Origin of the sequence: Streptomyces canus (genome assembly GCF_041435015.1) — a bacterium.
GTDB lineage: Bacteria > Actinomycetota > Actinomycetes > Streptomycetales > Streptomycetaceae > Streptomyces > Streptomyces canus_G.
Genome location: NZ_CP107989.1, coordinates 6,399,270 through 6,418,336, shown reverse-complemented (window position 1 = coordinate 6,418,336; position 19,067 = coordinate 6,399,270). Strand labels below are relative to the sequence as shown.

Genomic DNA, 19,067 nt, shown 5'->3' with positions numbered 1-19,067 from the left:
GCCGCGACGGTCACGCTGGACGGCGGGGGCAGTGCGGGGGGGATGGCGATGCGCGACAGGTTGTCCACGGGGGCGGTGTATGTACTGCCGGCGCTGCTCGCCGCCCTGCTGACGGGGTGCACCCAGCCGGCGGCCGGCGGGGAGAGCGACGAGGGGACCGGCGCCACGGCCTCGGTCTCGCCCTCCGCGACCCGGGCCTCCGGTTTCGGCGCGGTGTTCCTCGCGGTCGACGAGTGCAGCTCCTTCGGCAAGGCCAGCTTCACCGAGGTGCCCTGCACCAGTGAGCGGGCGGCGGCACGGGTCGTGGCCCGGCACGACGGCACCCCGGTCGGCGGGCCGCCGTGCCCGGCGACCACCGACTTCGTGCTGCACATCAGCGAGCAGAGCCAGATCTCCGACGAGGACGGCGACGGGGCGGTCCCGCAGGGATACGCCTGTATGCGCAACCTGGAACCGCCGCACCCCGGTGACCCCGGCGGCGGGGGCGGCCCGCGGACCATCGTCGGCGACTGCGTGTACGGCGCGGGCAGCGGGCAGGTCAGGGAGACCGCGTGTGATGGCAAGGGCGCGAAGAAACCGCAGTACAAGGTGGTGAAGGCGGTCGCCGAGCGGAGCCGGTGCCCGCTGTCGACAGCCCTGTACGTCCAGCTCGGCGGCGCCCAGCCGGTGGGCTGCGCCCGGCCGTTGTGATCCCGGCCGGGCGCGGCGCGCGGACTACGGACGTAGGGTGGGCTCGCGCTCCACGTCCCGTACGTCCAGCTTCTTGTCGAACTTCGCGAGCGGCTTCGCCGCGGTGACGGCCGTCGCCGGGACGCCCGCCCAGGCGAGGATCCTGGCCGTGGCGAACGCCTTCTGGTCGGCGACCAGACCGGCGACGTTCGCCCCGTGGTTCATGCCGGGCGCGGTGAACACGTACGCGTCCTTCGCTCCCTTGTCGACGCGGAACCGCTCCCCGCCCCACGGGTCGTTCTGGCCGTAGACATAGAGCATGTGACGGGCGTTGCCCCGCACCCAGTTGTCCACGTCCCGCATCGCGTACGGCTGGAACTTCGTCGGGATGCTGCGCGGGACGAAGTTGCGCGGCGGCTGGTAGCCGTAGCGGATGTACTTCTTCTCGATGTGCGGGAACTTGATCGTCGGAGCGCCGAGCTGGGTGGCCGCCTGGTAGTAGTACGGCGTGTACGTCTCCAGTCCCTGGTCGGCGTAGGCGGAGAAGCCGGAGATCGTGTCGACGGAGTTCCAGATCTGGTCGTCGGTCGCGGTCTTCGCGTTCGCCGGGATCAGTGCGTCGTCACCGCAGTTGGCCAGCAGGTTGTACTGCCAGAAGCCCCAGACGTAGTCGAGGACGACGGCCTCGTAGGCCTTGTCGAGGCTGCCGACGGTGGTGAAGGTGAGGCCCTCCGCCGCCGCGTAGTCGGCGTACTTCTTCTCCAGCGGCTCGCGCCGCACGAGGGCCTCGCGCTGCACCGCGTTCAGCCGGTCGCGGCACTCCTTGGTGCCGACCTTCTCGAAGAAGCGGTCGTACGCCGAGTCCTCGTTGTTCACCACGTCGTTGGGGGCGACGTAGGCGACGACACCGTCCATGTCGCGCGGGTAGAAGCGCTCGTAGTAGGTGGCGGTCATGCCGCCCTTGGAGCCGCCCGTGGAGAGCCAGTTCTTCGAGTAGATCTTCTTCAGCGCCTTGAAGATGCGGTGCTGGTCACTGGCCGCCTGCCAGATGTCCAGCTTCGTCCAGTCGGCCGGGTCGGGCCGGGAGGGCGTGAAGAAGCGGTACTCCATGGAGACCTGGTTGCCGTCCACGATCTGGGTCGGCTCACTGCGGCGAGGCGTGGTGGAGACGTTGTAGCCGCCGGTGTAGAAGACGGTCGGCCGACTGACGTCCTTGTGCAGCACGGTGATCCGCTGCTGGAACGTGCCCTTGGACGGGTGCCGGTGGTCGACCGGCTGGGTGTAGTTCAGGACGAAGAAGCGGTAGCCGGTGTACGGCTTCTCCTCGATCAGGCTCATCCCCGGGATGGCGAGGAGCTGATCCTTGATGTCGGTGGTGGCACTGGTGCCGTCGGCCTCCGGCTCGGCGGCGGTTGCCGCCCCTGCCGTACTGACCGTGCCGATGAGCACGACCAGCGTGAGGAGCCATCTGAGCGCCTTGCGCATGCACCCTCCCCTGTGAGTACAGATGTGCGCCGGACGCTAGCGGCGCACGTCCGCTCCGCACCAGGGGAGGTGACACCTCGTGGGGAAAACCCTGTGAGAAACCTTTGTCTCAGAGCCGGATCCAGCCGTCCGAGTCGTACGTGCCCCGGCCGACCTCGCCCTTCACCCACACCTTCCGCTGCCCGGCGTGCACGGTGACGGGACCGGCCCGGTACTTGTACCGGCCCGCGTCCTCGACCGGCCGCAGCCCGTACGCCCGCAGACTCACTTTCATGTGCTGCCGGACCCCGGGGTGCTTGGGAAGGGTGACCGCGCACACGTAACCGCCCCGCTTGTACACCTCCACCGTGCCGGTGGCGAACGGGAAAGACCTGACCTTGCGCCCCTCGCAGGACGAGGCCGCGGCCTGCGCCTGTCCCGGCACGGCGACCCCGAGCATCCCGGCCGCCGCCGTCACGGCCAGTCCCATCGCCAGCCGCCGTATCGCTCCACTCTTCACTGCCGTCCCTCCCGCAGCTCTTGGGCGTACAGGTGTACGGACGCAGAACGTATGTCGGACGGTTGCACGACCGTCAGCCTGACACCTGGGCCGGCTCCCCCACGAACGTCCGCCACAACTCGGCGTACCGCCCCGCCAGCGCGAGGAGCTCGTCGTGGGTTCCGTCCTCGACCACGCGGCCGTGGGCCATCACCACGACGCGGTCCGCGCGGGCCGCCGTGGTCAGGCGGTGGGCCACGACGAGGGTGGTGCGGCGGCCCGCGAGACGGTCGGTGGCCTGGTTGACCAGGGCCTCGGTGGCCAGGTCCAGGGCTGCCGTGGCCTCGTCGAGCAGCAGGATGTCCGGGTCGACCAGTTCCGCCCGGGCCAGCGCGATCAGCTGGCGCTGGCCCGCGGAGAGGTTGCGGCCGCGTTCGGCGACCTCGTGGAGATAACCGCCCTCCAGCGTGGCGATCATCTCGTGGGCACCGACCGCACGGGCCGCCGCCTCGACCTCGGCGTCGGTGGCGTCCGGGCGGCCGTAGGCGATGGCGTCGCGGATCGTGCCCTGGAAGAGGTAGGCCTCCTGGGGGACCACGCCGAGGCGGTGGCGGTAGGAGGTCAGGTCCAGGGCGCGCAGGTCCGTGCCGTCGACCGTGACCCGGCCGCCCGTCGGGTCGTAGAACCGGGCCACCAGCTTGACCACGGTGGACTTGCCCGCGCCCGTCTCGCCGACGAACGCGACCGTCTGACCGGCGGGGATCTTCAGGTCGATGCCGCCGAGGGCCTCCTCGTCGTCCCCGTACGCGAAGTGCACGTTCTCGAAGGCCACTTCGCCCCGCAACGACAGGACGTCCAGCGGCTCCTCGGCCGCCTTCGTGGACGTCGGTTCCCGGAGCAGCTCCTGGATCCGGCCCAGGGAGACGGTCGCCTGCTGGTAGCCGTCGAAGACCTGGGAGAGCTGCTGGACCGGGGCGAAGAACAGGTCGATGTAGAGGAGGTAGGCGACCAGGGCGCCGGTCGTCAGGGTCGCCGCGTCCACCCGGCCCGCGCCCGCGATCAGCACGGCCGCGGCGGCCACCGAGGACAGCAGCTGGACGAAGGGGAAGTAGATCGAGATCAGCCACTGGCCCCGGACGCGGGCCCGGCGGTAACTGTCGCTGCGCTCCGCGAAGCGTGCCCCGCCGTCCCGCTCCCGGCGGAACGCCTGCACGATCCGCAGCCCGGACACCGACTCCTGGAGGTCGGCGTTGACCAGCGAGACGCGTTCACGGGCGAGTTCGTACGCCTTCACGCTCGCCTTGCGGAAGAAGTACGTGGCGACGATCAGCGGCGGGAGCGTCGCGAAGACGACCAGCGCCAGCTGTACGTCGAGCACCAGCAGGGCGCCCATGATGCCGAAGAAGGTGACGACCGAGACGAACGCGGTGACCAGACCGGTCTGCAGGAAGGTCGAGAGGGCGTCGACGTCCGTCGTCATCCTCGTCATGATCCGGCCCGTCAGCTCCCGCTCGTAGTAGTCGAGTCCGAGCCGCTGGAGCTGGGAGAAGATCTTCAGACGCAGGGAGTACAGGACTCGTTCGCCGGTGCGTCCGGTCATCCGGGTCTCGCCGATCTGGGCCGCCCACTGGGCGAGGACCGAGAGCAGGGCGAACAGGGTCGCCGTCCAGATCGCGGCCATGGCCATCCGGGTGACGCCGTCGTCGATGCCGTTCCGGATCATCACCGGGAGCAGCAGGCCCATGCCGGCGTCCACGGCGACCAGGCCCAGGCTGATCAGCAGCGGGCGGCCGAAGCCCCGCAGCAGCCGTCGCAGGCCGTACGACTCCTCGGGCGTGACCGCGCGTGCCTCGTCGATGTCGGGGGTGTCCGTCGCCGGGGGCAACGCGTCGACCTCGGCGAGGAGTTCCGGGGTGGCCGGGGTGCCGGCCAGAGCCGTGTCCTTGGGTTCGCGGTCGCCGGTCCACAGGCGGGGGGTGACTCCGCGCTCGGCGTCGAACTCGGCATCCAGCTCGTCGCGTACGGAGGTGTCCTCCTGTACGGCGGCCGGCCGGGCGTGGCCCGGGGAGACGCCGCCGAGGCCGTCGGGGTCGGTGAGCAGGCGGCGGTAGAGGGGCGACCGGTGCTGGAGCTCCTCGTGGGTGCCGAGTTCGGCGAGGCGGCCGTTCTCCAGGACGGCGATGCGGTCGGCGAGGTTCAGGGTGGAGCGGCGGTGGGCGATGAGGAGGGTGGTGCGGCCCTCCATGACCTGCTTCAGGGCCTCGTGGATCTCGTGCTCGACCTGCGCGTCCACGGCGGAGGTGGCGTCGTCCAGGACGAGCAGGCGCGGGTCGGTGAGGATCGCGCGGGCGAGCGCGACGCGCTGACGCTGGCCGCCCGAGAGGGTGAGGCCGTGCTCGCCGACCTTGGTGTCGTAGCCCTCGGGGAGCGCGGCGATGAAACGGTCCGCCTGGGCGGCGCGGGCGGCCTTCTCGACCTCCTCCTGGGTCGCCTCGGGACGGCCGTACGCGATGTTGTTGCGGACCGTGTCCGAGAAGAGGAAGGAGTCCTCGGGGACCAGGCCGATCGCGGCCCGCAGGGAGTCGAGGGTGAGCTCGCGGACGTCGTGGCCGCCGATGAGGACAGCGCCGTGGGTGACGTCGTAGAAGCGCGGCAGGAGCAGGGAGACGGTGGACTTGCCCGAGCCGGAGGAGCCGACGACCGCGAGGGTCTCGCCGGCGCGGATCTCGAAGCTCAGTCCGTCGAGCACGGGGCTGGTTTTGCCGAGGGCGCGGTCGTAGCCGAAGGACACGTCGTCGAACTCGACGGTGGCCGGGGCGTCGGCGGGGAGTTCCTTGGTGCCGTCCTTCAGGTACGGATCGGTGTCGATCAGCTCCAGGACGCGCTCGGTGCCGGCGCGGGCCTGCTGGGCGACCGTGAGGACCATGGCGAGCATGCGGACCGGGCCGACGAGCTGGGCGAGATAGGTGGAGAAGGCGACGAAGGTGCCGAGCGTGATGTGACCGCGGACCGCGAGCCAGCCGCCGAGGGCCAGCATCGCGACCTGGCCGAGGGCGGGGACGGCCTGGAGGGCCGGGGTGTACTTCGAGTTGAAGCGGATCGTGCGCAGGCGGCCCGCGTACAGGCGGCGGCCGACCTCCCGGAGCTTTCCGGTCTCCTGGTCCTCCTGACCGAAGCCCTTGACCACGCGTACGCCGCTGACGGCGCCGTCGACCACGCCCGCGACGGCGGCGGCCTGGGCCTGGGCGTACCAGGTGGCGGGGTGCAGTTTGGAGCGGGAGCGCCGCGCGATCCACCACAGGGCCGGGGCCACCGCCAGGGCGACCAGGGTGAGCGGGATCGACAGCCAGGCCATCACGATCAGGGAGATCAGGAAGAGGGCGAAGTTGCCGATCGTCATCGGCAGCATGAAGAGCAGGCCCTGGATCAGCTGGAGGTCGCTGGTGGCCCGGCCGACGACCTGCCCCGTGGACAGCTCGTCCTGGCGGCGGCCGTCGAGACGGGTGATCGTGCCGAACATCTCCGTGCGGAGGTCGTGCTGGACGTCGAGGGCGAGGCGGCCACCGTAGTAGCGGCGGATGTAGGTGAGGACGTAGACGAGGACCGCCGCGACGACCAGGGCGCCGGCCCAGGGGGCCATGTCCCGGGTGTGATCGCCGATGACGTCGTCGATGATCACCTTGGTGATCAGGGGGACGACCGCCATGACGGCCATGCCGCCGAGGGACGAGACCAGAGCGAGGACGACGTCCTTGGGGTAACGCCAGGCGTACCCGGCCAGTCGTCGTGCCCATCCCCGTTGCGGTTCCACGCGGTGCCCTCCGGTTTGTCCCTCGACCTGATCTACCGGAAGGCACCAACGCCAAACCAAGCGGATTTCATCCCTCCGCAACGTTCCCGAGGGTCAGACCCGCACCCTCAGGTAGGAGAACCGCGTCGTCTGCACCGCGTTCTGGTTGTCGTCGCTCACCAGGAGGACCTTGAAGCGGTCCTTGCTCCCGCCAGTGACGACCATGCCCTCGATGTTGTCGAGGAGCGGGTTCGGCTGGGGCTGCTTGGCCGTCGCCCCCAGGGTCGGGCAGCTCGCGATGTCCGTGAGCAGGGTCTTCTTGATCAGGCGCACGCCGGACCGGCCCGTCAGGTTCTCGACGCCGCTCGTGTCCGTCGCGTGGCGGGGGTCGGCGAGGTACAGGCGGACCGTGTTGCCGACGCCGGAGGTGAAGCCGCGCTCCAGGACGAGGAGGCGGCCGTCGGGAAGGGCCTGGACCTCGGGGACGCCGAGGAAGGCGGCGTCGGTGCGGTAGGCGTACTGGGCCGCGAGCTCGAAACGGCCGTGGTGACGCCGCCAGGTCTGGAAGCGGACGAGGCCGGCCGTGTCGCCGGAGAGCGCGTACTCCATGGAGGCGAGCAGGGTGCGGCCGCCGTTCATGAGGGTCAGGCCCTCGAAGGTCTGGTTCGACGTGGCGCGGCCCGCCGGGGCCACCTGGAGGGAGGCCGGGACGGGGAGGCGGTCGAGGAGCGTGCCGTCGGTGCCGTAGCGGCGGATCGACGGCTCGGTCTCCGACGTGATCAGCCGGGTGCCGTCCCGGTCGATCACCAGGCCCTCGGAGTCCAGCGCGGCGCCCTTCTCGTCGACCAGCGGGACGACCGCCTTCGGCTCGAGGCTCTTCGCGTCCAGGGAGAACAGCGAGGAGCGGTCCGAGAGGGCGGCGAGTGAGCCGTCCCCGTCCACCGCGAGCGCGGAGAAGTTGCCGACGAAGGTGCCGTCGTACGTCGTCTTGTCGAGCGCGTCGGAGAAGCGGTCGAGCGAGACGGAAGGGGAGCAGACGTGGCTCACCGGCGTGGCGGCCTGCGCCGGGCCCGTGGCCGCGAGGCAGGCCGCCGCCGCGACGGCCGCGGTGGTGGTGGCGAGTGCGGTTCTCAGCTGCATGGGCGTCACCGTAGGGCGGGTCGGTGACGTACGGGAGTCCGGCAGGCGTCAGCTCGCCGCGAGATCCCGGTGGATGACCTTCGCGACGCCCTGGATCGTCGTGATGCCGTAGTTCATGGTGCTGTTGCCGTGGGTGAGCACCGTGATCATGTAGTCGTGGCCGCCGCCCTTGAAGGTGCCCACGCTGTGCACCCGCCAGCCGTGGGTGGAGCGCTGCAGCCAGCCGTTCTTGACGTGCCAGGAGATGCCCGATCCGGCGCCGTACGGTGTGCCCCAGCGCTGCGACGAGATGACCTGGCCCATCAACTTGAGGATGTAGGCGCGGGCGTTGTCGCTCAGGACCGTGTTGTTCGCGGTGACCAGCTTGAGCAGCTTCTGCTCGTCGGTGACGGTGATCTGGGTCAGGCCCCAGTAGCCGTTCGCCCCGGGCTTGGTCTGGGTCATGCCGGCCGCGGTGAGGAAGCCCTTGATCTTGGTCAGGCCCAGCTGGCGCCACAGCTTGCTGGTGGCGTCGTTGTCCGACTTGGTGATCATGGCCTTGGCAAGGTTGCTCTCGGTGGTGGTCAGATACCGGTTGTGCTTCTTCGCGTCCCACAGCAGTGTGGCGAGGACGGTCACCTTGACGACGCTCGCGGAGTCGTAGGCGGTGGAGGAGCGCAGGGTGCAGGTGGTTTTGGTCGTACGGTCGTAGAGGCCCACGGCGATCGTGCCCGAGCGGTTGGAGAGGGCGGACGTGATGTCCCGCTTCAGTTTGTCGGCGAGGCCCGCCTTCGCGGACGTGCAGCTGACGGCCGGTGCGGTCGCGGCGGCGGCCGGCGTGGCGGCGGCGACGCAGGCGGCCAGCGCACCGGCCGCGATCCATTTCGCGTGTCTTGATATCCCCCGTGTCATGCCCTGTTGACTCTCGGGTCCGGGTGAATGGTTGTACGCATGGGGAATGGTTGTGCGAGTCGTTACCTAACCCGTGGCCTTTTCACAGGATGGCGCCAGGTACGTCACAGCCCTCACCCAACTGCCCTTCGCACGATGCCCGGGTGACATCTGCCACCGATCCCCTCCCCCACACCGAGACCGTGCCCGCCGACTGGCCGCCCCCGGCCCCGCCCGCGGCATCCCCGGACAAGGCCCCGCGCTGGTCGCTGCCCGCGCTGCTCGCGATCCTGGTCCTGGCCGGGGTCCTGTACGGCTGGAATCTGTCCGGGTCCGGCCTGAACAGCTTCTACAGTTCCGCGATCTACAGCGGTACGCAGAGCTGGAAGGCCTGGTTCTTCGGGTCGCTCGACGCGGGGAACTTCCTCACGGTCGACAAGCCGCCGTTCGCACTGATGGTCATGGGGCTGTCGTGCCGCATCTTCGGTTTCGGCACCTGGCAGATGATGCTGCCCGAGGTCGCGGCCGCCCTCGGCACGATCTGGATCCTGCACGCCTCCGTGAAGCGGGTGTTCGGGCACGCGGCCGCCGCGATCGCCGCGCTCGTCCTCGCGCTCACCCCGATCACCGTCGCGATCAACCGGGACAACAACCCCGACACCCTCCTCGTCCTGCTGATGGTCGGCGGCGCGGCCCTCGCGCTGCGCGCGGTGCGCACCGACAGGCTGCTGCCGCTCATCGGCTCCGCGGTCCTCTTCGGCCTCGCCTTCAACACCAAGATGCTCCAGGGCTACATCGCCCTGCCCGCCGTCTTCGCGGTGTACGTGTACGCGTCGCGGCTCGGCTGGAAGAAGAAGGTCGTCAACCTGGCCCTCGCGGCTGTCGCGTTGGCGGTCTCCAGCTTCTGGTGGGCGACGGCGGTCTCGCTCGTGCCCGCCGACGACCGGCCCTACATCGGCGGTTCGACCGACGGCTCCGCCTGGAACCTGATCATGGGCTACAACGGCCTGGGCCGGGTCCTCGGCGGCGAGGGCAACGGCGGAGGCGGCGGTGGCGGGGGCGGCACCTTCGCCGGTACCGCGGGCCTCGGCCGTATGTTCAACGACATCCTCGGCGGCCAGATCTCCTGGCTGATCCCCTTCGCGTTCCTCGCGTTCGTCGCCGGTCTGGTGCTGTGCGGCCGGGCCCCGCGCACCGACCCCACCCGCGCCGCGCTCGTCCTGTGGGGCGGCTGGCTGGTGCTGCACTACCTGACCTTCGCGATGGCGGAGGGCACCATGCACCCGTACTACACGACCGCGCTCGCTCCGGGCATCGCGGCGCTGACCGGCGCGGGCGGCGTCATGCTGTGGCGCGCCTTCCGCGGCGGTGACGCCCGCTGGTCCTGGGTGCTGCCGGCCGGGCTCGCGGTCACCGGCCTCTGGGCGATCGTGCTGCTGCGCCGGGCCACCGGCTGGAACACCTGGCTGTGGCCGGTCGTCGGTGTGGTCATGGTCCTCGCGATCGTGGGCCTGTGCGTCTTCCGTACGGCGGGTTCCGGCACCAGGGCGCGGCTGCTGGGCGTGTCCGTCGTCGCGGCGATCGTCGCGGCCCTCGCGGGTCCGACGGCGTACGCCGCCTCGCCGGCCTTCTCCGCCACCACCGGCGGCATGGGCGGTACCAACCCGACGGCGGGTCCGTCGACCGGTGGCGGCATGGGCGGTCCCGGCGGCGGGGGTGGCCGAGGTGGCTTCGGCGGCGGCAACGGCGGCCCCGGCCGGATGCCGGGCGGCACCCAGCAGGGCAGCGGCCAGGCGGGCGGGGAGTTCCCCGGCGGCAGTGGTGGCGGCCAGATGCAGCCCGGTGGCGGTACCGGTGAGCTCCCGCAGGGCGGCGCGCCCGGCGGCACGAACGGGGAGTTCCCGGGGGGTGGCACGGCTCCCGGCGGCACGGCCGACGGTCGGACGGGCGAGTCCGGTACGGCTCCCGGCGGCATGACCGGTGGCCCCGGCGGCGGCATGGGCGGCAGCGTCGACAGCGCGCTGATCTCGTACCTGGAGAAGCACCAGGACGGCGCCAAGTGGCTGCTCGCGGTGTCCAATTCGCAGAGCGCCGGCCAGCTGATCCTCAGCACGCACAAGCCCGTCATCTCCATGTGGGGCTTCACCGGCACCGACAACGCGATGACCCTCGCCCGGCTCAAGGAGCTGGTGAAGAAGGGCGAGCTGCACTACATCCAGCTCGGCGGCGGCGGTATGGGCGGCAACAGCAGCCTGAGCCAGGAGATCACCAGCTGGGTGCAGAAGAACGGCACGGCGGTGAAGGAGAGCGACTACAGCACGAGCAAGAGCTCGACGTCGGACACGAGCACAAGTACGAGCGCGTCGACGGTCTACCGCCTGGACCCGTCGGACGTCGGCTGACCAAGTCCCGGCAGAGCGGCCCCCGATCACGCGTCGGGGGCCGCTCGACGTGTCAACTCGCGTAGACAAGGCCCGATTTGCCGTTTCAGGTCACCTAATGGACACGCACCATCCATTTACACGGCCGCATGTCCATGTCACGCTCCCATCTGCCGCCTCCATTCAACCCGCGTAGATGGGACCCCCCACATGCCGGCGACACGCATCCGCAGCTGGAAGTCGGTGGCGCTCACCACCGCCGCCGTGCTGGTCGGGCTCGCGGCCCCGGTCGTGACCACGACCCCGGCCGCCGCCACGACGACCGCGTACGACTCGACGTACTACAAGAACGCGGTCGGCAAGACCGGCACCACCCTGAAGTCCTCCCTGCACACGATCATCAGCGCCAACGTCTCGAAGATCTCGTACTCCGCGGTCTGGGACGCGCTCAAGGTCACCGACCAGGACCCGAACAACAGCAGCAACGTGATCCTGCTGTACAGCGGTGTCTCCCGCAGCAAGTCCCTCAACGGCGGTGACACCGGCGACTGGAACCGTGAGCACGTGTGGGCCAAGTCCCACGGCGACTTCGGCGAGGTGACCGGACCCGGCACCGATCTGCACCATCTGCGCCCCGCGGACGTCCAGGTCAACAGCATCCGCGGCAACCTCGACTTCGACAACGGCGGCAGCGCCGTCACCAACGGCGGCGGCAGCACCGTCGACTCCGACTCCTTCGCGCCGCGCGCCGCGGACCGGGGCGACGTGGCCCGGATGATCCTCTACATGGCCGTGCGCTACGACGGCGGCGACGGCTTCGCCGACCTGGAGCCCAACGAGAAGGTCGGCAACGGCTCCAACCCCTACATCGGCAAGCTCTCCGTCCTCAAGGCCTGGAACGAGGCGGACCCGCCGAGCGCCTTCGAGGAGAAGCGCAACCAGGTCATCTACGACACCTACCAGCACAACCGCAACCCGTTCATCGACCACCCGGAGTGGGTCGAGGCGATCTGGTAGGAACCCGGCTACAGGTGCGTGGGCGCGAACATCCGCAGCACCGCCGGCAGGACGACCACCGAGGGCCCCGGTGAACCGAGCGCCTTCGCCAGGTCGTCCGCGAGGCCCGCGGGGGTCGTACGGACCCCGGGGACGCCGAAGGACTCGGCCAGTGCCACGTAGTCGGGGCGGGTCAGCTCCGTCGCCGTGGCCTGGCCGAACGCGTCCGTCATGTACTCGCGCAGGATGCCGTAGCCGCCGTCGTCGACGATCAGCCAGGTGACGTTCAGGTCGTACTGGCGGGCCGTGGCCAGTTCTGCGATGGAGTACAGGGCGCCGCCGTCGCCGGAGACCGCCAGGACCGGGCGGGTCGGGTCGGCGACCGCCGCGCCCAGAGCCGCGGGGAAGCCGTAGCCGAGGCCGCCGGCGCCCTGGGCCGAGTGCATGTGGTTGGGGCCCTTGGCGTCGAACGCCGACCAGGCCCAGTACGCCAGGATCGTCATGTCCCAGAAGGACGGGGAGTCGGTGGGAAGGGCCCGTCGGACCGACGCCAACAGCTCCTGTTCCAGGGTGAGTTCCTGGGCGGCGATACGGTCGGAGACCTTCGCGAGGACGGTACGGACCCGCTCGGCGGCCTCCACGTCCTCCCTCGGTGACACCGTCTCCAGCAGCGCCTGCAAGGCCAGTCGGGCGTCCGCGTGGATGCCCAGCGCGGGGTGGTTGGACTCCAGCTTGCCGAGGTCCGCCTCGATCTGCACGACCCGGCCTCGCGGCTTGAACGTGTGGTAGTTCGAGGAGAGTTCGCCCAGCCCCGAGCCGACCACCAGGAGTACGTCCGCGTCCTCCAGGAAGTCCGTGGTGTGGCGGTCCTCGAGCCAGGACTGGAGGGACAGGGGGTGCGTCCAGGGGAAGGCACCCTTGCCGCCGGGCGTGGTGACCACCGGGGCCTGGAGCGTCTCCGCCAGCTGGCGCAGCTTGCGGGACGCGTCCGCCCGTACGACTCCCCCGCCCGCGATGATCGCCGGCCGGGCCGCGTTCGACAGCAGGTCGGCCGCCACCGCCGTGAGTTCGGGGCGCGGGGGCAGCTCCTCGGGGAAGGCGTCGCCGCCCGTCACCACGGGGATCAGCGTCGGCGACAGCAGCACGTCCTGCGGGATCTCCACCCACACCGGGCCGTGCGGAGCGGTCAGCGCCGACTTCCAGGCCGCCTCGATCGCGGAGGGGATCTGGGACTGGGCGCGGACGGTGTGCACCGACTTCACGACGCCCCTGAACGAGGCCGACTGGTCCGGGAGTTCGTGCAGATAGCCGTGACGGCCGCCCCCCAGACCGGCGGACGGGATCTGGCTGCTGATCGCCAGGACGGGCGCCGAGGCCGCGGCCGCCTCCTGAAGAGCGGCCAGGGACGTCAGCGCGCCGGGACCGGTCGACAGCAGCAGCGGCGCCGCCTCCCCCGTGATCCTGCCGTACGCGTCCGCCGCGAAGCCCGCGTTGTTCTCCACCCGCAGGCCGATGTAGCGCAGGTCGGACCGCCGGAGCGCGTCGAACACGCCGAGCGCGTGCTGGCCGGGCAGGCCGAAGACGGTCGTCGCGCCGAGCGCGGCCAGCGTCTCCACGACCAGGTCTCCGCCGCTGCGGCCGGGAGGCGGGTTCAGCGCGGCCTCGGTCTGGGCGGCGGTCGGGCGGAGCACCAGGTCGTGGTCGTGAGTCACTGCGCGCGGGCCTCTGCAATCTGGCGGGACATGATCGTGGTCAGTTCGTAGGCGGTGTGGGAGGCCGCCACCGACGTGATCTCCGCGTGGTCGTACGCGGGGGCCACCTCGACGACGTCCGCCGACACCAGGTTGCACGATGCCAGACCCCGCAGGATCTCCAGCAGCTCGCGGGAGGTCATGCCGCCCGCCTCGGGGGTGCCCGTACCGGGCGCGTGGGCCGGGTCCAGGCAGTCGATGTCGATGGAGATGTAGAGCGGGCGGTCGCCGATGCGCTGACGGAGCTGGTCGGCGACCTCGTCGACACCGCGCCGCATGACATCCGCGGACGTCACGATGCCGAAGCCCATCTTCTCGTCGTCGGTGAGGTCCTGCTTGCCGTACAGCGGCCCGCGGGTGCCCACGTGGGAGAGGGCGGAGGTGTCCAGGATCCCCTCCTCCACCGCCCGCCGGAACGGCGTCCCGTGCGTGTACTCGGCGCCGAAGTAGGTGTCCCAGGTGTCGAGGTGGGCGTCGAAGTGCAGCAGAGCGACCGGGCCGTGCTTCTTCGCGACGGACCTGAGCAGCGGGAGGGCGATCGTGTGGTCGCCACCCAGGGTCATCAGGCGCGCGCCGGTGCCGAGGAGGTCGTCCGCGGCCGCCTCGATCGTCTCGACGGCCTCGTGGATGTCGAACGGGTTCACGGCGATGTCGCCGCCGTCCGCCACCTGCGCCAGCGCGAAGGGGGACGCGTCCTGCGCCGGGTTGTAGGGCCTGAGCAGCCGGGACGCCTCGCGGATGGCGTTGCCGCCGAAGCGGGCGCCCGGCCGGTAGGAGACTCCCGAGTCGAAGGGCACCCCCACGACGGCGACCTCGGCCCGCCCGACCTCGTCGAGGCGCGGCAGCCGGGCGAAGGTCGCGGGGCCGGCGTAGCGCGGGATACGGGAGGAGTCGACGGGGCCGCGGGGGGTCTCGGGAGAGCTCATGGTCGTATGCCTTCCTTCTGTCGTCTGACGTCGACACTAGGTGGCCGCAAAGGGGCTGCGAAGTGTACGTTTCATCCATTCGAGCGGTACTGGATGGAGGGAACGTCCACCATGCCGGACCCGGCTGTCCCGCCCACCCCGCCGGTCCCGCTGGCCGCGCTGCTGGCCCGCGAGGATCTCGGGCTGCGGCAGATCGCGGGGCCTTCCGATCCCTCCGCGGTGGTCCACTGGGCGCACACCTCGGAGATGGCGGACCCGTACCCGTATCTGCTGGGCGGTGAGCTGCTGCTGACGGCGGGGGTGCACATCCTGGAGGCGGCGGGGTCGGGCACCTACTTCGACGACTACGTCTCCCGCGTCGTCGCGGCGGGCGGTGCGGCCCTCGGCTTCGGTGTGGCCCCGGTGCACGACACGGTCCCGCGCGCCCTGGTCGCGGCCTGCGACTCCTACGAGCTGCCCCTGATCGAGGTCCCGCCCCGGACGACCTTCTCCGCCGTGGCCCGCGCGGTCTGGCAACTGATGGCCCAGGCCCGCCACGCGGAACTGCGCCGCGTCACCGAGGCCCAGCAGAGCCTGGCAGCGGCCGCGTCCCGCCCCGACCCGGTGCCGTCGGTGCTGCGGCAGCTGGCGCGGCGGGTCGGGGGGTGGGCGGTGCTGTACGGGCCCGACGGGGTGGAGCTCGCATCCGCCGGGCGGCCGGTGGGGACAGCCGCCCGGGAGGCGCTGACCGGACTCGCGGAGGTCGTACGCCCCTCCGGCCCCGGGACGCCGACCTCCGCCAGTCATGCGACCGCGGACGTCCACCTCGCCGCCTACTCCCTCGGCGCCGGGCACGGCTTCGTGCTCGGGGTCGCCGCCCCGCGGCGGGATCCCGGCGACCACACGATCGCCTCCGTCGCCGCCGTGCTCCTGTCGTTGCTCACCGGTGAGCATCAGAGCCGCTCGGGTGCGGCGCGCTCGTCCGCTCTCGTACGGCTGCTGCTCGGCGCCCCCGCACAGGACGTGGCCCCGCTCCTCGGAGGCGAGCGGTGGGTCGTCGTGCACGCCCGGCCCGACACCCTCGCCGCTCCCGACCCGGTCGCCGCCTCCGCCCTGGGCGCGGCGCTCGGGTCGCCGCTCATCGACGTGGCGCGGGAGGTCGTACGGGTGCTGCTGCCCGCCGGCCCGGAACCCGCCCCGCAGCCGGGGTGGACGCTGGGGGTCAGTGCCGTCGCCGGACCGCGGGAGTGGGCCACCGCCGACGCCCAGGCGGGCCGTGCGCTGGCCCGCGCCCGTGCGACCCGGGCCGGGCTGGTCCGGTACGGGGCCCGTCCCGCACTCGCCGACCTGGTGCCGGAGGCGGACGCCGAGGCACACGCCAGGGCACTCCTGGCCCCGCTCGCTCCCGCCCTCGCCGAGACCCTCCGCACCTGGTTGTCCCTGCACGGCAGCTGGGACCGTACGGCGGTCGCGCTGGGCGTGCACCGCAACACCGTGCGGCAGCGGATCGCGAAGTGCGCGACGCTGCTGGAACGGGACCTGGACGACCCGGACGTACGGATGGAGCTGTGGTTCGCGCTGCGGCGACCATGATCGCGTGACCCGCGTCCCAGCGTGCGGGATGCGCGGCGATCCCGTGAAGGCGTGCATCAGAATGGGAGACATGCCGATACCCGGGACACCCAGCCGCGCCGAGCTCGTCGACCACCTTGTGAAGACCCGTATCGCGGGTGAGGTGGCCACGCCGCGTGAGAACAACCTCTCCCACTACCGCCAGCTGGCGAACGGCAACCGCCACTACTGGTTCGGCCTGGAGCTCGGGGACCGCTGGAGTGACGAGCAGGACGTGCTCGCGGTGATGGCGGAGCGGGTGGGGGTCAACGACGACCCGGAGTACCGGTACGGCCAGGACACCATCGACCCGGAGCTGACCGTCGGCGGTCTGGAGCGGATGGCGGCCCGGCTGCGCAAGGCGGCGGACGGACAGCAGCGGGTGCTGTGCGCCACCGGCCACCCCGGCGGCATGCTCGACGTCCACCACGCCACGGCCGCCGCGCTGCGCACGGCCGGCTGCGAGATCGTCGTCATCCCGGACGGGCTCCAGACGGACGAGGGGTACGTCATGCAGTTCGCGGACGTGGCGGTCCTGGAGCACGGCGCCACGCTGTGGCACACGCATTCCGGCGACCCGATGAAGGCCATCCTCACGGCCCTGGAGCGCGAGGGCCGTCCGCTGCCCGACCTGGTCGTCGCCGACCACGGCTGGGCGGGCTACGCCGGACAGCACGGCGTGGACTCGGTGGGCTACGCCGACTCCAACGACCCGGCGCTGTTCCTGGCGGAGGCCGAGGGGACGGTCCAGGTGACCGTGCCCCTCGACGACCACGTGGTGAGCCCGCGCTACTACGACCCGATGACGGCGTATCTGCTGGCGGAAGCGGGCCTGGCCTAGACACGGGCCCGGGGGGGCGGCCGTCACCTGGGTGCGCGGACCACGCCCTCCTGGATCACCGAGATGGCCAGCCGGCCGTCCTGCGTGTAGATGCGGGCCTGGCCGAGTCCGCGGCCGCCCTGGGCCGACGGGGACTCCTGGTCGTACAGGAGCCACTCGTCGGCGCGGAAGGGGCGGTGGAACCACATCGCGTGGTCGAGCGAGGCCCCGACGACGTCACCTACGGCCCAGCCGCCGCGGCCGTGCGCGAGGAGGATCGAGTCGAGGAGCGTCATGTCGGAGACGTACGTGGCGAGGACGACGTGGAGCAGCGGTTCGTCAACAGCACCGCCGAGCTTGCCGTTGGTGCGGAACCAGACCTGGGAGTGCGGCTCACGCGGCTCGCCGAACCTTCCGTACGGCGGGTCGTCGGCGTAGCGCAGGTCGATCGCCTCGCGGGCCTCCAGGAAGCGCTCCACGACCGCCGGGTCCAGGTGGTCGTAGCCGCGCAGCCGGTCCGCCGAGGTGGGCAGCGTCGCCGGGTCGGGGGCCGTGGGCATGGCGGCCTGGTGGTCGAAGCCCTCTTCGTGCCGCTGGAAGGAGGCGGAGAGGGCGAAGATCGGCTGGCCGTGCTGGACGGCGAGGACCCGGCGGGCCGTGAAGGACCGGCCGTCGTTCATGCGGTCGACGGTGTAGACGATCGGCGCGCCGGGGTCGCCCGGGCGAAGGAAGTACGCGTGCAGGGAGTGGGCGAGCCGGTCCTCGGGGACCGTCCGCCCGGCGGCGACCAGCGCCTGTGCCGCGACCTGCCCGCCGAAGACGCGGGGGACGACGGCGGCGCGGGAGTGGCCGCGGAAGATGTTCTCCTCGATCTGCTCGAGGTCGAGCAGATCGAGGAGATCCTGAAGTGCCTGGCTCATGAAGCCATTTCTACTGGTCAGTAATTTCCGGGACCTTACAGGCCCATGTCCTTCGCGATGATCGACTTCATGATCTCGCTGGTGCCGCCGTAGATGCGGTTGACGCGGTTGTCCGCGTACAGGCGGGCGATCGGGTACTCGTTCATGAAGCCGTAGCCGCCGTGCAGCTGGAGGCAGCGGTCGATGACGCGGTGGGCGACCTCGGTGCAGAACAGCTTGGCGGAGGCGGCCTCGGCGGGGGTGAGCTCGCCGGCGTCGAGGGCCTCGAGGGCGCGGTCGGCCACGGCCTCGGCGGCGTCCACCTCGGCCTGGCAGGCGGCCAGCTCGAACTTGGTGTTCTGGAAGGACGCGACCGCCTTGCCGAAGACGGTGCGCTCCTGGACGTACTCCTTGGCGAACCGGACGGCGGCCTTGGCCTGCGCGTAGGCGCCGAAGGCGATGCCCCACCGCTCGGAGGCGAGGTTGTGGCCGAGGTAGTAGAAGCCCTTGTTCTCCTCGCCGAGGAGGTCCTCGACGGGGACCTTGACGTCGACGAACGCGAGCTCGGCGGTGTCGGAGGTCTTCAGGCCGAGCTTGTCGAGCTTGCGGCCGATGGAGTAGCCCTCGGACTTGGTGTCCACGGCGAACAGGGAGATGCCGTGGCGACGGTCCTCGGCGGTGGGCGCGGAGGTGCGGGCGCAGACGATCACGCGGTCGGCGTGGACGCCACCGGTGATGAAGGTCTTGGAGCCGTTGAGGACGTAGTGCGTGCCGTCCTCGGAGAGCCTGGCGGTGGTCTTCATGCCCGCGAGGTCGGAGCCGGTGCCCGGCTCGGTCATCGCGAGGGCCCACATCTCCTCGCCGGAGACGAACTTCGGCAGGAAGCGCTTCTTCTGCTCGTCCGTGGCGAGCATCTTGATGTACGGCAGTCCGAGCAGGACGTGCACACCGGAGCCGCCGAACTGGACACCCGCGCGGGCGGTCTCCTCGTACATCACGGCCTCGAACTTGTACGAGTCGATGCCGGCGCCGCCGAACTCCTCGTCCACGCGGATACCGAAGACGCCGAGCTCGGCGAGCTTGTAGTAGAAGTCGCGCGGCGCCTGACCGGCCGCGAACCACTCGTCGTAGACGGGGACGACCTCGGCCTCGATGAAGGCGCGCAGGGTCTCCCGGAACGCCTCGTGGTCCTCGTTGAACACAGTACGGCGCACCGCCGCCACCTCCAGGTACGTGTCTAAGCGCTTGCTCAGACCACTAAGGTACCGGCCG

Annotated in this window: 14 protein-coding genes; 5 read left to right on the top strand and 9 right to left on the bottom strand. The window is 71.1% G+C overall.

Annotated elements, in window-relative coordinates; all coding sequences use genetic code 11:
- The first annotated feature begins 48 nt into the window (after positions 1-48).
- Positions 49-690 carry a hypothetical protein gene (locus OG841_RS29425; protein WP_328638770.1) on the top strand — a complete coding sequence of 214 codons (642 nt, stop codon included), beginning with the start codon at positions 49-51 and terminating at the stop codon, positions 688-690.
- Positions 691-714: 24 nt separating this feature from the next.
- Here OG841_RS29425 and OG841_RS29420 read toward each other — a convergent pair whose 3' ends face one another.
- From OG841_RS29420 to OG841_RS29400, 5 genes are all read right to left on the bottom strand, one after another.
- Complete coding sequence (locus OG841_RS29420) at positions 715-2,154, bottom strand: S28 family serine protease (protein ID WP_328638771.1); 1,440 nt, start codon at positions 2,152-2,154, stop codon at positions 715-717.
- A gap of 109 nt (positions 2,155-2,263) precedes the next feature.
- Positions 2,264-2,653, bottom strand: a complete 390-nt coding sequence (locus OG841_RS29415) for a hypothetical protein (protein ID WP_365115036.1) — start codon at positions 2,651-2,653, stop codon at positions 2,264-2,266.
- A 73-nt stretch (positions 2,654-2,726) separates the two neighbouring features.
- The gene (locus tag OG841_RS29410; RefSeq protein WP_365115034.1) at positions 2,727-6,443 is read right to left on the bottom strand and encodes an ABC transporter ATP-binding protein; all 3,717 of its coding nucleotides are present in this window, start codon (positions 6,441-6,443) and stop codon (positions 2,727-2,729) included.
- 93 nt (positions 6,444-6,536) lie between these two features.
- Positions 6,537-7,562, bottom strand: a complete 1,026-nt coding sequence (locus tag OG841_RS29405) for an esterase-like activity of phytase family protein (protein ID WP_365115032.1) — start codon at positions 7,560-7,562, stop codon at positions 6,537-6,539.
- A gap of 48 nt (positions 7,563-7,610) precedes the next feature.
- Positions 7,611-8,453 (bottom strand): serine hydrolase, encoded by an 843-nt coding sequence (locus OG841_RS29400; RefSeq protein ID WP_365115030.1) that lies wholly within the window; start codon positions 8,451-8,453, stop codon positions 7,611-7,613.
- A gap of 143 nt (positions 8,454-8,596) precedes the next feature.
- On the opposite strand from OG841_RS29400, the gene OG841_RS29395 reads away from it, so the two are divergent.
- Together OG841_RS29395 and OG841_RS29390 are read left to right on the top strand one after the other, a co-directional pair.
- The gene (locus tag OG841_RS29395) at positions 8,597-10,834 is read left to right on the top strand and encodes a glycosyltransferase family 39 protein (RefSeq protein ID WP_371567152.1); all 2,238 of its coding nucleotides are present in this window, start codon (positions 8,597-8,599) and stop codon (positions 10,832-10,834) included.
- A gap of 189 nt (positions 10,835-11,023) precedes the next feature.
- Complete coding sequence (locus OG841_RS29390; protein ID WP_328638777.1) at positions 11,024-11,830, top strand: endonuclease I family protein; 807 nt, start codon at positions 11,024-11,026, stop codon at positions 11,828-11,830.
- An 8-nt stretch (positions 11,831-11,838) separates the two neighbouring features.
- On the opposite strand, the gene OG841_RS29385 is transcribed toward OG841_RS29390, so the two are convergent.
- Positions 11,839-13,521, bottom strand: a complete 1,683-nt coding sequence (locus OG841_RS29385; RefSeq protein ID WP_328638778.1) for a thiamine pyrophosphate-binding protein — start codon at positions 13,519-13,521, stop codon at positions 11,839-11,841.
- Positions 13,518-14,486 carry an agmatinase gene (speB, locus tag OG841_RS29380; RefSeq protein ID WP_328638779.1) on the bottom strand — a complete coding sequence of 323 codons (969 nt, stop codon included), beginning with the start codon at positions 14,484-14,486 and terminating at the stop codon, positions 13,518-13,520. Before speB ends, OG841_RS29385 begins: the two co-directional genes overlap by 4 nt.
- A gap of 111 nt (positions 14,487-14,597) precedes the next feature.
- Here speB and OG841_RS29375 point away from each other — a divergent pair, with 111 nt between their 5' ends.
- Both OG841_RS29375 and OG841_RS29370 read left to right on the top strand, forming a co-directional pair.
- Complete coding sequence (locus OG841_RS29375) at positions 14,598-16,058, top strand: PucR family transcriptional regulator (RefSeq protein WP_328638780.1); 1,461 nt, start codon at positions 14,598-14,600, stop codon at positions 16,056-16,058.
- Positions 16,059-16,128: 70 nt separating this feature from the next.
- The gene (locus OG841_RS29370) at positions 16,129-16,917 is read left to right on the top strand and encodes a phosphatase (RefSeq protein WP_328638781.1); all 789 of its coding nucleotides are present in this window, start codon (positions 16,129-16,131) and stop codon (positions 16,915-16,917) included.
- Between the two features lie 23 nt (positions 16,918-16,940).
- Here the strand turns inward: OG841_RS29370 and OG841_RS29365 are convergent, their stop codons facing one another.
- Entirely contained in the window at positions 16,941-17,816 is an 876-nt protein-coding gene (locus OG841_RS29365; RefSeq protein ID WP_328638782.1) for an acyl-CoA thioesterase, read from the bottom strand.
- Between the two features lie 35 nt (positions 17,817-17,851).
- Positions 17,852-19,009, bottom strand: coding sequence for an acyl-CoA dehydrogenase family protein (locus OG841_RS29360; RefSeq protein WP_365115018.1), 1,158 nt, complete (start codon positions 19,007-19,009; stop codon positions 17,852-17,854).
- Positions 19,010-19,067 lie beyond the last annotated feature (58 nt).